The sequence below is a fragment of the Streptomyces griseoruber genome, from assembly GCF_001514205.1.
GTDB lineage: Bacteria > Actinomycetota > Actinomycetes > Streptomycetales > Streptomycetaceae > Streptomyces > Streptomyces griseoruber.
This window is the reverse complement of sequence record NZ_KQ948763.1, coordinates 891,232-904,908: the sequence shown is the minus strand read 5'-3', so window position 1 is coordinate 904,908 and position 13,677 is coordinate 891,232. Positions and strand designations below refer to the sequence as shown.

Below are 13,677 nucleotides of genomic sequence, written 5' to 3'. Positions count from 1 at the left end.
GGAGTTGGTCATGAGCAGCGACGCCCGCAGCGTCCTCGTCGTCGGCGGCGGTACCGCAGGAAACGGCCTGGCCGTCCTGCTCCGCAAAGCCGGCATCGACGTCGACCTCGTCGAAATCAGACCCGACTGGAACGTCTCCGGATCCGGAATCACCACCCAGGGCAACGCTCTGCGCGTCCTGCGCGAGATCGGAGTGTGGGAGGAAGCCGAGAAGCACGGCTTCGGATTCGACACCCTCGGCCTCACCGCCCCCGACGGGACCGTGCTGCACGTCCAGCCGGACCACCGCACCGGCGGCCCCGACTTTCCCGCCGTCGTCGGCATGCAGCGCGCCGACCTCCAGCGCATCCTCACCGAGGCGGTACGAGGATCCGGCGCCCGGGTCCGGCTCGGCACCACCGTCCAGAGCCTGGAGCAGGACGGGACCGGGGTCGACGTCGGTTTCAGCGACGGCACCACCGGACGGTACGACCTGGTCGTCGCCGCCGACGGGCTGCACTCCGCCACCCGCGCACTGATCGGTATCAGCGAGCGGCCCGAGCCTGTCGGCATGGGCATCTGGCGCGTCTCCGCCCCGCGTCCCCAGAGCGTCGAGCGCACCGACCTCACCTACGGAGGGCCCTGCTACATCGCCGGCTACACCCCCACAGGCCAGAACACCCTCTACGCGTACCTCGTCGAACCGAAGCGGGACCGGGCGAGCCTCGACCCCGACACCCACGCCGATGAGATGCGCCGTCTCGCCGAGGGATACGGCGGCGCCTGGAACGAGATCCGCGAGTCCATCACCGACCCGAAGAAGGTCAACTACACCTGGTTCACCCGGCACCTGGTCGAGGGCTCCTGGCACCGGGGCCGCGTCGTCCTCGTCGGCGACGCCGCGCACTCCTGTCCTCCCACGCTCGCCCAGGGCGCCGCGATGTCCCTGGAGGACGCACTGGTCCTCGCGGAACTGCTCGCCGCCCACGACGTCTGGGACGACGACCTGCTCACCGCCTACTACGAGCGCCGCGTCCCCCGGGTCCGGATGGTGGTCGACGGCTCCGTCCAGATCTGCCAGTGGCAGCTGGACGGGGTCCGCGACGCCGACGTGCCCGGTCTGATCGGCCGCACGATGACCGCGCTGACGGAGTTGCCGTGACAACGCCGACCATCGACGTCCACGCCCACGTCCTGCTCCCCGAGGTCGAGGAAACCGTGGCCGGGCGGCCGGAACGGGCCGCCGCCCGCGAACTGGAGGCCCGCCGGGCCGGCCCGCAGGCCCTCGCCGTCAACGGGCCGATGATCCGCGACCGTATCCCCAAGCTGACGGATGTCAAGGCCCGGCTGGCCGCGATGGACGCCTGCCGTGTCGACGTACAGCTGGTGTCCCCTGTCCCCGACTACCACTACTGGGCCGACGAAGACCTCGCCCGCACCGTGTGGGAGCTGGCCAACACCGGTACCGCGGCGCACTGCGCCCAGGCCCCGGAGCGACTGCGCGGTCTCGGGCTGGTCCCGCTCCAGCATCCGCGCCTGGCCGTCGAAGCTCTCGAACACGCCCTGGAGCAGGGCCTGTCGGGCGTCGAGCTCTCCTCGCACGCACCCGGCCTCGAACTGTCGGATCCGGCCTACGAACCCTTGTGGACCCGCGCCGAGGAGACCGGGGCGCTGCTCTTCCTCCACCCCTACGGCTGCACCCTCGATGAGCGCCTGGACCGCTGGTATCTGTCCAACACCGTCGGCCAGCCCACCGAGAACGCCGTCGCGCTGTCTCATCTGATCTTCTCCGGGGTCCTGGACCGGCACCCGGAGCTGAAGCTGATCGCCGCGCACGGAGGCGGATACCTCCCCGGCCACATCGGCCGCTCCGACCACGCCTGGCGGGTCCGCCCCGACGCCCGCGGCTGCGCCCACCCGCCCAGCAGCTACCTCAAGCGGCTGTACTTCGACTCGCTCGTCCACGAACCGTCCGTCCTGCGCGAGCTGATCCGCAGCGCGGGCGCCGACCGAGTGCTGCTGGGCTCCGACTTCCCCTTCGACATGGGCACCGACGACCCGCTGGCCGCCCTGCGCGACGCCGACCTGCCCGATCTCGACTACCACGCCATCCGCGGTGCCAACGCGGCATCGCTGCTGCGCCTTGTCTGAGGCCACGAGAACAGGAGCCCCACCCATGAGCGACCGCCTGCTCACCCACCTGCGCCACGTCGACCTGGCCGTTCCCGACTACGACAAACAGCTCGACTTCTACGCCGGCGTCTGGGGCCTGACCAAGACCAGCGAGGACTCCGGGATCTCCTTCCTCGCCGCCGAGGGCAGCCCCGAGCAGTACATCGTGCGGCTACGCAAGGCCGAGGAGAAGCGCCTCGACCTGGTCTCCTTCGGAGCGGCCACCCCCGCCGACGTCGACACCCTCGCCGAGCGACTCCTCGCCGACGGCGCCCGGTTGATCTCGCGGCCCGGCAAGCTCGACACCCCCGGCGGCGGCTACGGCTTCCGCTTCTTCGACATCGACGGCCGCACCATCGAGGTCTCCGCGGACGTCGCCGTACGGCAGCACCGCAAGATCGAGGAGAAGGAATCGATCCCGGTCAAGCTGTCGCACGTCGTCCTCAACTCCCCCGATCTCAACGTGACCAGGGAGTGGTACGAGCGGCACCTGGGCTTCCGCCTCTCCGACACCCTCTGGCACCCGCGCATGGGCGAGGCCATGCACTTCATGCGGATCAGCAGCCAGCACCACTCCATGGCCATCGCTCAGGGCCCGCACACCTCCCTGCACCACATCTCCTTCGAGATGCGCGGCATCGACGAGTACATGCGCGGCACCGGCCGTCTGCTGCGGGCCGGCGTGCACAAGGTGTGGGGCCCCGGCCGTCACCTGGCGGGCGACAACACCTTCTCCTACTTCCACGACCCGCACGGCAACACCCTGGAGTACACCACCGAGCTGGAGCAGCTGGACGAGGACACCTGGCACCCCCACGTCTACGACTTCTCCACCGAACAGGTCTCGGACCAGTGGGGCACCGCGAACCCCGTCAACGAGATGGTCGCCAAGGAGTCCTTCAACGACGTCGACCGCGGCTGCTTCGTCGCCCCGCCGGTCTGATCCTCTCCCACTCCGGGGGCGCGGTGACACCCCGCTCCGGCCCTGAGTGCCCGCCGCGTCCCCGGTCCAGCCCAGACCCTTGGAGTCCCGCATGCGCTTCGCCACGTACGAGCACCGAGGCCGCCGTCACTGCGGCGTGGTCGACGGTGCCGCCGTACGCCCCTTCCCCGACGGCACGACGCTGCTCGGCCTGATCCACTCCGGTCTCCCACGGGCAGCCACAGAGCTCGCAGCCCTGTCGGACCCGGTGTCGCTGGACGCGGTACGACTGCTGCCGCCCCTCGAACCGCCGTCGGTGAGAGACTTCGTCACTTTCGAAGAACACATCGAGGGCGTGCGGCGCTCCCAAGAGCGCACTCAGGACGTACCGGAGGCGTGGTACGACGCGCCGACCTTCTACTTCACCAACCCGCACGCCCTCATCGGCGCACACGACGACGTACCGTACCCGCCAGGCAGCCGGCTGCTGGACTTCGAACTCGAGGTCGCGGTAATCATCGGCCGTGAGGGTCGCGACCTGACCCCCGAGCAGGCACGTGACCACATCGCCGGATACACCCTGTTCAACGACTGGTCGGCCCGCGACCTCCAGATCCGCGAAATGCAGGTCGGACTCGGTCCCTGCAAGGGCAAGGACACCGCCACCACCCTCGGCCCCTACCTCGTGACGCCGGACGAGGTGGAACCGTACCGGGACGCCGACGGATGTCTGCGACTCGCCCTGACCTCGGAGATCAACGGCGAGGTCGTCGGCAAGGACCTGCTGTCCAACATGAGCTGGACCTTCGAGGAGATGGTCGCCTACGCCTCGCGCGGCACCGTCGTCCGCCCCGGCGACGTACTCGGCTCGGGCACCTGCGGCAACGGCGGCTGCCTGGCGGAACTGTGGAGCATCCGAGGCGAACAGGTCCCGCCTCCGCTCAAGCCCGGCGACACCGTCACTCTCACCGCGGACGTCCTCGGCTCCGTCCGCAACACCGTCGTCCCCGGCCCCGAGCCGGTACCCCTGCCGACCGGCCGCCGACGTCCCCGCAGCCGCCCCTGAGCGGATCCGGACGCAGCCGGTCGAGGCCCGGTCTGTGCCCTGGCCCCGACGCACGTGCCCTGCGCGCCCGGGCCTTTCGGGCTCCCCGGAACTGCTCACATGTCACAGCCCGACCTGCTCGGGCCGCCACACCCCATTCGTCGCGCGGATGCGCCACATCCGGGATACCGATCGCACGGAGGGTGGGCGGCTGCCCCCGGAGACCGCATAGTCGTCCCACCCGCACGCCACGTCCCCGCCCCCCGTCGGCGTGATGTCCTCCGCCGCATGCCGAGCGCCGCCCGCGCCGGTGCGGCATGCCCGCTCCCACACATCGTCCCCTGGAGTCACCATGCCCGCTTCCGCGCCCTTGTCCTCCCCCGCGATCGATGACTCCGCCCCGCCGCCCGTGAGCGTGTCGGGCCCGGCGCACCGGCTGAGGGTGACCGCGCTGATGGCGGGCAGCTGTCTGCCCGTGCTGGGGGCGGTACTGATCGCTCCTGTGCTGCCGAAGATGCAGGACCACTTCGCGTCGATCCCCGGCGCCAAGGCGCTGGTTCCGCTGGCGCTGACCGTTCCGGCCTTGGCGCTGGCGCTGCTGGCCCCGTTCGCCGGGGTGATCGTCGACCGCTTGGGCCGCAAGCGTCTGCTGCTGGTGGCGACCGTCCTGTACGCGCTGTTCGGCACAGCACCGCTCTGGCTGGACTCGCTGGGCGCGATCATCGCCAGCCGAGCCCTGGTCGGCGTCACCGAGGCCGCCATCATGACCTGCTGCACCACCCTGATCGGGGACTACTACTCCGGTCACCGGCGGGTGAAGTACCTCGCCCTGCAGACCATGTGCGCCTCCGCGGCCGCCACGGCCTTCTTCGTGCTCGGCGGCGCTGCCGGCGCGGCGGGCTGGCGAGTTCCGTTCTGGGTCTACGCGGTGAGCCTGCTGCTCGCCCCGATGCTGGCCCTCGCCCTCCCCAGTCCGGCGGTGCGCGAGGCCACGGAGAGAGCCACGGAGGGTGTCCAGCCCGCACGTCGCCCGTTCCCTTGGCGGCAGATGGCGGGCATCTGCGCCTTGACCTTCTTCGGGGCGACGGTCTTCTACACCGTCCCGGTGGAGATGGCGTACCTGCTCGACGGCCTCGGGGTGGAGAACACCGGTGTGATCGGTCTGGCCACTGCGGTCGCGAGCGCCGCCACGGTGGCCGGAGCAATCACCTTCGCGCGTCTGAAGCGCTCCCCGGACCCGATGATGCCCACCGTCTTCGCCATCTGCGCGGCCGGCTTCGGCGTGATGTTCCTCGCCGGCAGTGTCCCCCTGCTGGTGGTCGGTGCGGTGATCAACTGCCTGGGTACGGGGATGCTGTTGCCGGCGCTCCTCACCAGTGCCATGTCCCGGCTGGAGTACAGGGACCGCGGCCGGGGCACGGGGCTGTGGATGGCGGCCTACTTCGGTGGCTGTTTCGTGTGCCCGCTGGTGCTGCTCGCCGTGGAGTCGGCGGTCGGCACTCTGGCCGGCGCCGTGGGACTGCTGGGGCTGGCAAGCGCGGCGGTCGCGCTCGGACTGCTGGTGGCCCGGCGGCGGGCCTGGAACCCGGCCCGCACAGCATCCGCCTGAACCCCGCTCCACGCCAGCCACACCGAGACCGACATGACCGCATCCGCCCCGCCCGCCTTGCGCAAGGCGGGCGTCCAGAAGGGTGCGGCCGGCCATCGCCGCGAGCGGGTTGAAGTTGGCCGACGCCTTGCGGAAGACGAGGTTGCCGTGGCGGTCGCCGCGCCAGGCGCGTACGAGTTCGACCTCCAGTGTACTGGCGGGCGAACTCCTTGTTCTCGCCCACGTAGGAGCCGGTGACGCGAGCGATCCGGCCCGCGGCGAGCAGGATGCCCAGACCCTGTCCGTCCACGCCGCAGTTGTTGGAGCCCCACAGGGTGCGCCGGACGAGAGTGACCACATTCTCCGGCTGGACGCGGAACCAGATGGCCGCCCGCGCCGCCGCCGAACTCGCCCGGTGGTGGAGCTGACCGGCGAACAGGCCGCGGACAAGCAATACACCCAAGCGCGAACACAACCTGCACATCTTCGGCGGGTATACCTTCGACGAGGACGTCCGGGCGGAGAGAGGACTGCGCGTCATCTCCCACAACCGGACGGTGCAGGGCAGTTGGACCGCCATCCGGCACAAGGGTCGCGACGGATTCCAGTGGTGGGTCCTCAGCGCTCACGACGCCCGCCAGGAGTTCACGGGAGACCGGCACGCCACCGCCACAGCGATGGGCGCCGACTTCGCCGCCCCGCTGCCGCAGCTGATCGCCGCCACCGACCCGGAGAACGTGCAGCACTGGGTGCTGCGCGACCGCAAGCCGATCAAGCAGTGGTCGAAGGGCCGGGCCACGCTCGTCGGCGACGCCGCCCACGCCACCTCGCCCTGCGCCGCCTACGGTGCCGGGATAGCCACTGAGGACGGCTACTTCCTCGGCCGCCGCCTGGCCGGAGTAGACCTGTCCGACTACATCGCCGTGCGGGCCGCACTCGACGCGTTCGAGGCACCGCGCAAGCCGCACACCGCCCGCCAGGTCCAGCAGGCATGGATGCTGGGCCAGGTCTTCCACCACGCACCGGCACCACTGCGGCCCGCACGCGATGCCCTCCTCGACCGCACACCGTTCCTGCAGAAGGTCATCGGGGATTCCTCGGGAGAAATCCTCGCTCAGCTCACTGCCCTCGACGAGACCGAGCATCGCTTCACGGCCGTCCGCATGCCGAATGCACAGTGACGACCACATCCGGCTCCCGGCCGGAGAATGGCCGCGTCCCTTCAGTCGCGGCCTTCGGCCTTCGGAGGGGTGCTTGCTCCAGTACGGTCGATCACATCGGCCGAGAAAAACCGGCTCGCGTCGTCAACACCGCGCGGCGGCGGCCACCCGGTCCCGGAACCAGCGGTGGGCCGGGTCGTACACCCACCGCGGAGACCACGCCATCGCGATGACGAAGGGCCGGGCAAGAGATGCGGGGACCCGGGCGGGGCGCGTTCCCGTCGACCCGCACCACGCGTCTGCCAGCCGCCGGGGCACGAGCGCGGTGAGATCCGCACCCGCCACCAGCGGGAACAGTTCCACGAAGCTCTCCACTCGCACGGCGATCGCCCCGGCGACGCCCTCCCTCTCCAGCAGCTGGCCCGGCGACCATGGCATCAACGGCGCGTCGTAGCAGACGGCCCACCGTGCCTGCTCGAGATCGTCGTCCTCGGACTGCCGCGTCGCGCTGACGATGCGCACCCACTGGTCCTCGTAGAGGTCGAGCGACGGCGTCCCGTCCGGGAGCGCGACCCGGGGCACGATCACGGCATCATGCCTGTCGATCTCCTCGACGATCCCCGCCCGCATGTCGTTCGTGAGCAGATCCAGGCGGATACGCGCACCGGAGCCGTGCGCCGTGACTTCGCGCACCAGTGGCGGGGCGAGCGCGCTGCATTCGGCGTCGGAGAGCAGCAGGGAGAACTCACGGTCGAGCGACCCCGGTTGCAGGCCGGCGTTGGCCGCGAAGACGCCGTCGAGTTCCGCGGCCAGCAGTGAGACCCGATCGCGCAGGCGCTCGGCCAGCAGCGTGAGCTGGGTTCCCTGGCCGGGGACTCGGACCAGCAGTTCATCGCCGAAGTGCCTTCGCAGTCGCTTGAGCGCCGCGCTGCAGGCCGGTTGGGAGAGGCCGATACGGTGCGCCGCGGCCGTCACGCTCCGCTCCTGGAGCAGCGCGTTCAGCGGCACGAGCAGATTCAGATCGAGACCCATCGCGTTCCGTCTTCATCCATGTCGTGAATGAAACCCATAACAAAGTTCCACTGTACAGATGTTGTGGTCGCGATGAGACTGGAACAGCGGCTGTACGGCCCTGATGAGGACGCCCGGCCGAGACGGATCGAGCATCGTGAGCGAGTCAGAGAGGACACGCGCATGCACCATTCCTTGGACATCCCGGTGGGGGAGATCACCCTTCGCGGCAGGCTCTACCTTCCCGAGGACGCGACAGGGCCGGTGCCCGTCGTGATCGCCCATGAAGGCATCGGGAGCGTCGCGGAGATCGGCTTCCCGTACGCGCATCTGTTCACGGACGCGGGTCTCGGCGTCGCCTTCTACGACCACCGCGGACTCACCGTTTCTTCCTCACGCCGACCGCCCACGTCGGTGACAGCACGAGCAGACGAGAGAGCCCAGTCGCCACCACACCGCACCTACCCTGCTACACCCCTGAGCAGCATGGATGGATCGGCACCGGAGCGCCCCCTTCCGGTTTCCTCGCGTCCAGCCAGCGTCCAGAATCCAGTGCCCGACCAGCCGCCGGAGCCGTGTACCGCGAGTACAACCGCAGCGACCTGGAACATCCGCGCAGGTCAGAGACGTGCACACCACCGGACCCGGCAACGAGGCCGAACCCACGGGCAGCGGATTCAGTCCGTTCAGACGAAGTGGACGATCCGGCAGGACAAAATGAACGTTTCCGCAGGTCAGGGACCTGCACAGGTGGGGCGGGTGGGACTCGAACCCACGGCCGACGGATTATGAGTCCATTGGGGATCTTGGCGGTCCTTGCCGATCAGTGCCGATTCAGGCCGTTCTTGCAGGTCAGACGTGCCGATCCGTGTCAGCCCTGTGCAGTGCTTGTCGGTCTGTTCCTGTCCTTGTGGCCCCTCAATGGCCCCTGGGAGTCGATGAGTTGGACGCTTACCACAGCAGCAGCCGCGTCCGCCCAGTTCAGCCAAAGGGATAGAAACCCTCGTACAGCGGATTTCCTTTCCAACGCGCAGAGGCTCCGCCTCGGGACGGAGCCTCTGTGGCCGTAGTCGCAGGCCAGGACATCTACGGGCACGGTGCGGTCGCACAAGACGCGGGATACGTCAGCGGCCTTCTGGTGTCGCGTGTCATAGCCGATAGGAGAAGCGCAGCGCGCCGCCCTCCTCGCGGTAGCGGCCGCGTCCTTGTTTGCCGAAGGGGTTCGGGAGCATGTGGATGTCTACTCGCTCAGGATCAAGGACGGAGGTGACCACGAGGAGCCGCCAGCGTTCATTGCCTGCGTGCTGCTGCGCCGCGCGTACCTCGCTCTCCCCCAGTTCGATCTGACCGCCGTCGCCTCGAGTCGCCTTCCCTTCGAACATCATGGGCCGCTTACCAGAGCCGACCTTGAAATCGAACCCGAGGCCGTCGTCTCCGGACGGCCCGGGGAAGGCCTTTCGGCGATTGCTGGACACCAGCTGGTCTCGTCCATACCGACGGAGTAGCGCCCGCGGAGCCAGTGGTAGGCGGAAGGCGATGGAGATCAGCTCAGACCGGCGGACGTGAGCCAGGCCTTGGCGACGTCGCTCATGTCGTCGAGCTTGGCGACCTTGCTGTTCAGCTCCATGAGTCCCTCGGTGGTCAGCGCCGCGGACACGGCGTTGAGGGTGCTGGTGACGGTGGGGGTGACCTTGTCCTTGTTGATGACGGGCAGGATGTTCTCGGCCAGGAAGAGGTTCTTGTCGTCCTTGAGGGTGACGAGCTTGTTCTTGGCGATGGCGGGGTCCGTGCTGGTCAGGTCACCGACCTGCACCTGGTTGTTGGTGATGGCGGCGAGGGTCAGCGGGCCTCCGGCGTCCAGCGAGACGAACTTCTTGAAGGACAACCCGTAGACGCTCTTCAGCCCGACCACGCCGTTGACCCGGGTCTTCCACTCCGGCGGTGCGCCCAGTGCCATCGTGCCGGCCACCGGGGCGAGGTCGGAGATGGTGGTGAGGTCGTGGGCGGTCGCCGTCTTCTGGGTGACGGCCAGCACGTCCTTGTCCTCCGCCGTGGACTGCTTGAGCGCGGAGATGCCGGAGGGCAGCGCCTTGGTCAGCGCGGCGGAGACCTCGGCCGGGCTGCTGGCCTTCGTCTTCGGGTCGAAGTACTGGAGCAGCGCGCCCGTGTACTCCGGGAGGAGATCGATCGAGCCGTCCTTGAGCGCGGGGATGTACGTCTCCCGGCTGCCGATGTTCAGCCGGGTCTTGACCTTGACGCCCTTGGCCTTCAGCGCCTCCGCGTAGATGGTGGCGAGGAGTTGGCTCTCCGTGAAGTTCGCCGACCCTACGGTGATGGTGTCGGCGGCGGACGAGGCGCCGGCCGTGGCGCTGGTGCTCATCGGGTCACCGCCGCTGCCGCACGCGGTGAGGACGAGGGCGCCGGTGGCGGTCAAGGCCGCGAGGCCGAGGAGCTTCTTGCTTCTTGTGGACGCGCTGTTCATGGGACTCTCTTCACTGTGCGGTGGCGGTGGCGGATGCCGGTACTGCGGGAGGGGAAGTGCGGCGGGAGACCCTGCGGGTGAGGCCGGGCGAGACGAGGAGCCTGGCCAGCCCGAGCAGGAGGAGTTCGACGGCCAGGGCGAGCGCGGCGACGAGGATCGCTCCGCCCGCCATCTGCGCGTAGTCGCTCTGGGCGAGGCCGTCGATGAGGAACCGGCCGAGACCGCCGAGCGAGACGTAAGCAGCCACGGTCGCGGTCGCGATGATCTGCAGCGCCGCGGCCCGGATCCCGGACAGGATCAGCGGCAGCGCGCACGGCAGTTGAACGCGCAGCAGGATGTCCCGGCCACGCCAGCCCATGCCGCGCGCGGCGTCGACGGCAGCGGCGTCCACCGCGAAGACACCCGCGTAGGTGTTGGTCAGGATCGGCGGCACCGCGAGCAGGACGAGCACGATCAGGCTCGGAATGGTGAACGCCAGGTCGGAGGCGATGTGCGGGGTGATCAGCAGCACCGCGATCATCAGCACACCCAGCGTCGGCAGGGCACGCAGCGCGTTGGCGAGGCCGCCGACCAGGAAGGCGCCGCGCCCGGTGTGACCGATCAGGAGGCCGACGGGCACGCCGATGACGAGGGCGATGGCCAGCGCCATGCCGGACAGTTCGAGGTGGGCCAGGGTCTGGGCGGGGATGCCGTCGGGACCGCTCCAGTTGACGGGATCGGTGAGCCAGCCGGTGATGCTCGTGCTCATCGGGCGGACCTCCTGGGCTGCCAAGGGGTGAGCGAGTGGCCGGCGAGCAGGATCAGCCCGTCCAGCACCAGCGCGATGACCAGGCTCAGTACGACGCCGGTGACGATCGGGGTGAAGAAGTGCAGCTGGAAGCCCTGCGTGAACAGCGAGCCGAGCTGCGGCACACCGAGCAGCGCAGCCATCGACACGATGCTGACGTTGGAGACCGCCGCGACCCGCAGCCCGGCGGCGATGACCGGTACGGCGATGGGCAGTTCGATCCGTATCAGCCGCTGGTGCGACCGGTAGCCCATGGCGTGGGCGGACTGGATGACGTCGGCGGGTACGGCCGCCAGCCCGTCGGCCACGACCCGCACCAGGAGCGCCGTTGTGTAGACGCTCAGCGCGATGACCACGTTGACCGGGTCGAGGATGCGGGTGCTGAGCAACTTCGGCAGCAGGATGAACAGAGCGAGGGAGGGCACCGTGTAGACCAGCCCGGCCAGCGCCACCAGCATCGGGTAGAGCCGGCGGCTGCGGTGGGCCAGCCGGCCCAGCGGCAGCGCGACCAGCAGGCCGATGAGCAGCGGCAGTATGGACAGCCAGAGGTGCCATGCGGTGAGGTCGGCGATCTCTCCGGCGTTGTGGCGGAGCCATTCCGCGGCGGTCACAGGTGGCTCCCGGCGGGGGCCTCGGCGGCGGACCCGGCGGCGGGTTCGACGGACCCAGCGGTGGCCCCCGCAGGGGCGGTCGCCGACGCGGCCTCTTCGATCGCGCGGGCCACGGCTGTCGGCGACACGGTCCCGGCCAGGTGTCCTTCGGCGTCGACCAGGACGCCGCGACCGCTGGGAGAGGACAGTGCCGCGTCCAGCAGTTCGCGGAGGGTGCCGTCCGTACGGGCCGTGGTGGCGCTGAGGTTGAGGTCCTGCTCGGTGACCCGGTCGCCGTCGAGCCGGTCGAGCGCGGCCCAGCCGACCGGCTCACCGCCGGGGGCGGTGACCAGGATCCAGCCGTCCAGCGCCGCCGCCTCGGCCTCGGCGCGCGTCGCGCCGAGCACGACGGCAGGCTCGGCGGCGGGAATCACGCCGTCTCCCGTACCGGCGAAGCCCAGCGCCCGGTAGCCCCGGTCACGGCCGACGAAGCCCGCGACGAAGGCGTCGGCGGGCCGGGCCAGCAGCTCGGCCGGAGCCGCGGCCTGTGCGAGCCGCCCGCCCTCGCGGAGCACCGCGACCTGGTCGCCGAGCTTGAGCGCCTCGTCGATGTCATGGGTGACCAGCACGATCGTCTTGCCGATCTCGCGCTGGAGGCGGAGGAACTCCTCCTGCAACTGGGCGCGTACGACCGGGTCGACGGCGCTGAACGGCTCGTCCATCAGCAGGTAGGGCGGGTCGGCGGCCAGCGCGCGGGCGACACCGACGCGCTGCTGCTGGCCGCCGGACAACTGCCAGGGGTAGCGGTCGGCGAACTGCGGGCCGAGGCCGACCCGTTCCAGCAGTTCCAGGGCCCGGGTCCGGGCCTCGCGGCGGCCGAGCCCGAGGAGCCGGGGCAGCGCCATGACGTTGTCGGCGACGTTCTTGTGCGGGAAGAGGCCGGCGTGCTGGATGACGTAACCGATCTTCCGTCGCAGCTCGGTGGCGTCGGTCCCGGAGACCGGCTGTCCGCCCAGCGTGATGGTGCCGGAGGTGGGCTCGATCAGGCGGTTGACCATGCGCATGGAGGTGGTCTTGCCGCAGCCGGACGGCCCCACCAGAACGGTGATCTTCCCGGTCGGTGCCTCCAGACTGAGCCGGTCGACGGCGACCGTACCGTCCGGATATGCCTTGGTGACGTTGTCGAATCGGATCATGACATTCTCTCCGTTACGGTGCCGTATGTCGGCTGTGCCGGCTGTGCCGGCGGCGGTAGCTGCCCGCCGAGCGAACGCGACAGGTCGTGGGCCTCACCGGCGAGCCGGACCCCGATCCGTACGACCTTGTCGCCGCGCAGCCGGTAGTCGGGGACCACCACGCTCAGGGCGGCGATCACCCTGGACCCGGTGAGCAGTGGTGCCGCGATCGCGGTGACGTCGTTCTCGACGCCGTCCTCCACGACGACGTAACCCCGGGCCGGCGTCTCCCCCGCGAACACCGCCCCGACCGCGCTGGCGCGCCGGGGGATCGTCCGGCCCACCCAACTGGTGTGCCGGACCGAGTGAGTGCCCTCGGTGATCGCGATGTACAGGGCGGTGTCCTCGTGCGAGGGGATGCTCAGGTACACCGACTCCCGGGTCACCGCGACGATCCGTTCCATCGCCTCGCGGCAGTACGGCACCAGGGACTCGTGACTCAGGGCCCGTGCCCCGAACTGCACGATCCGGGTGCCGGGGCGGAACGATCCGTCGGCCTCGCGTCGTACGAAACCGCCGTTCTCCAGCGCGCGCAAGAGGCGCAGCGCGGTGCTGGCCGCCAGCCCGGTCTCCCGGGCGCTCTCCGCCAGGGTGATGGCCCCGTGCTCGCAGACCACGCCGAGCAGAGCCATCGCCCGCTCCGCAGTCCGTGTCGACGTTTCACCCATGCCCCACCTCCTGAATAGGTGGCAACACTAGGGACGGT

13 protein-coding genes and 1 pseudogene are annotated in these 13,677 nt (G+C 69.9%); 6 read left to right on the top strand and 8 right to left on the bottom strand.

Features of this window, described 5'->3' with window-relative positions:
• Positions 1–10: 10 nt before the first annotated feature.
• The 5 genes from AQJ64_RS03855 to AQJ64_RS03830 all read left to right on the top strand — a co-directional run bounded on the left by AQJ64_RS03855 (position 11) and on the right by AQJ64_RS03830 (position 5,727).
• Positions 11–1,141, top strand: coding sequence for an FAD-dependent oxidoreductase (locus AQJ64_RS03855; RefSeq protein WP_055631503.1), 1,131 nt, complete (start codon positions 11–13; stop codon positions 1,139–1,141).
• Positions 1,138–2,130: an amidohydrolase family protein gene (locus AQJ64_RS03850; protein WP_055631502.1), complete on the top strand. Its 993-nt coding sequence runs from the start codon at positions 1,138–1,140 to the stop codon at positions 2,128–2,130. Before AQJ64_RS03855 ends, AQJ64_RS03850 begins: the two co-directional genes overlap by 4 nt.
• Positions 2,131–2,155: 25 nt before the next feature.
• Positions 2,156–3,094, top strand: a complete 939-nt coding sequence (locus tag AQJ64_RS03845; protein ID WP_055631501.1) for a VOC family protein — start codon at positions 2,156–2,158, stop codon at positions 3,092–3,094.
• Between the two features lie 91 nt (positions 3,095–3,185).
• Positions 3,186–4,139, top strand: coding sequence for a fumarylacetoacetate hydrolase family protein (locus AQJ64_RS03840; protein ID WP_059202402.1), 954 nt, complete (start codon positions 3,186–3,188; stop codon positions 4,137–4,139).
• A 331-nt stretch (positions 4,140–4,470) separates the two neighbouring features.
• On the top strand, positions 4,471–5,727 hold the full coding sequence (locus AQJ64_RS03830; protein WP_059202400.1) for an MFS transporter: 1,257 nt from the start codon (positions 4,471–4,473) through the stop codon (positions 5,725–5,727).
• A gap of 84 nt (positions 5,728–5,811) precedes the next feature.
• On the opposite strand, the pseudogene AQJ64_RS50510 reads toward AQJ64_RS03830, so the two are convergent.
• A pseudogene (locus tag AQJ64_RS50510) lies at positions 5,812–6,031 on the bottom strand (CoA-transferase); the annotation flags it as partial.
• A 232-nt stretch (positions 6,032–6,263) separates the two neighbouring features.
• Here AQJ64_RS50510 and AQJ64_RS03825 point away from each other — a divergent pair.
• Positions 6,264–6,887, top strand: a complete 624-nt coding sequence (locus AQJ64_RS03825) for an FAD-dependent oxidoreductase (RefSeq protein WP_240512677.1) — start codon at positions 6,264–6,266, stop codon at positions 6,885–6,887.
• Between the two features lie 123 nt (positions 6,888–7,010).
• Here the strand turns inward: AQJ64_RS03825 and AQJ64_RS03820 are convergent, their stop codons facing one another.
• From AQJ64_RS03820 to AQJ64_RS03790, 7 genes are all read right to left on the bottom strand, one after another.
• Positions 7,011–7,898 carry a LysR family transcriptional regulator gene (locus AQJ64_RS03820; RefSeq protein ID WP_055634688.1) on the bottom strand — a complete coding sequence of 296 codons (888 nt, stop codon included), beginning with the start codon at positions 7,896–7,898 and terminating at the stop codon, positions 7,011–7,013.
• A 1,127-nt stretch (positions 7,899–9,025) separates the two neighbouring features.
• On the bottom strand, positions 9,026–9,352 hold the full coding sequence (locus AQJ64_RS48890) for a hypothetical protein (protein WP_157880960.1): 327 nt from the start codon (positions 9,350–9,352) through the stop codon (positions 9,026–9,028).
• Positions 9,353–9,420: 68 nt separating this feature from the next.
• Positions 9,421–10,359: an ABC transporter substrate-binding protein gene (locus AQJ64_RS03810; protein ID WP_055634690.1), complete on the bottom strand. Its 939-nt coding sequence runs from the start codon at positions 10,357–10,359 to the stop codon at positions 9,421–9,423.
• A gap of 10 nt (positions 10,360–10,369) precedes the next feature.
• A complete protein-coding gene (locus tag AQJ64_RS03805) occupies positions 10,370–11,107 on the bottom strand; it encodes an ABC transporter permease (RefSeq protein ID WP_055634691.1) in 738 nt (245 codons plus the stop codon).
• On the bottom strand, positions 11,104–11,757 hold the full coding sequence (locus tag AQJ64_RS03800) for an ABC transporter permease (RefSeq protein ID WP_055634692.1): 654 nt from the start codon (positions 11,755–11,757) through the stop codon (positions 11,104–11,106). The genes AQJ64_RS03805 and AQJ64_RS03800 overlap by 4 nt, the downstream gene beginning before the upstream one ends.
• Positions 11,754–12,932, bottom strand: a complete 1,179-nt coding sequence (locus AQJ64_RS03795) for an ABC transporter ATP-binding protein (protein WP_079061436.1) — start codon at positions 12,930–12,932, stop codon at positions 11,754–11,756. Before AQJ64_RS03795 ends, AQJ64_RS03800 begins: the two co-directional genes overlap by 4 nt.
• On the bottom strand, positions 12,929–13,639 hold the full coding sequence (locus AQJ64_RS03790) for an IclR family transcriptional regulator (RefSeq protein WP_055634693.1): 711 nt from the start codon (positions 13,637–13,639) through the stop codon (positions 12,929–12,931). Before AQJ64_RS03790 ends, AQJ64_RS03795 begins: the two co-directional genes overlap by 4 nt.
• Positions 13,640–13,677: the final 38 nt, after the last annotated feature.

Bases quoted from the DNA above. Each gene is read 5' to 3' on its own strand.
- AQJ64_RS03790 (WP_055634693.1), bottom strand. From the start codon at position 13,639: ATGGGTGAAACGTCGACACGGACTGCGGAGCGGGCGATGGCTCTGCTC.
- AQJ64_RS03805 (WP_055634691.1), bottom strand. From the start codon at position 11,107: ATGAGCACGAGCATCACCGGCTGGCTCACCGATCCCGTCAACTGGAGC.
- AQJ64_RS03795 (WP_079061436.1), bottom strand. From the start codon at position 12,932: ATGATCCGATTCGACAACGTCACCAAGGCATATCCGGACGGTACGGTC.
- AQJ64_RS03840 (WP_059202402.1), top strand. From the start codon at position 3,186: ATGCGCTTCGCCACGTACGAGCACCGAGGCCGCCGTCACTGCGGCGTG.
- AQJ64_RS03830 (WP_059202400.1), top strand. From the start codon at position 4,471: ATGCCCGCTTCCGCGCCCTTGTCCTCCCCCGCGATCGATGACTCCGCC.
- AQJ64_RS03845 (WP_055631501.1), top strand. From the start codon at position 2,156: ATGAGCGACCGCCTGCTCACCCACCTGCGCCACGTCGACCTGGCCGTT.
- AQJ64_RS03820 (WP_055634688.1), bottom strand. From the start codon at position 7,898: ATGGGTCTCGATCTGAATCTGCTCGTGCCGCTGAACGCGCTGCTCCAG.
- AQJ64_RS03810 (WP_055634690.1), bottom strand. From the start codon at position 10,359: ATGAACAGCGCGTCCACAAGAAGCAAGAAGCTCCTCGGCCTCGCGGCC.
- AQJ64_RS03855 (WP_055631503.1), top strand. From the start codon at position 11: ATGAGCAGCGACGCCCGCAGCGTCCTCGTCGTCGGCGGCGGTACCGCA.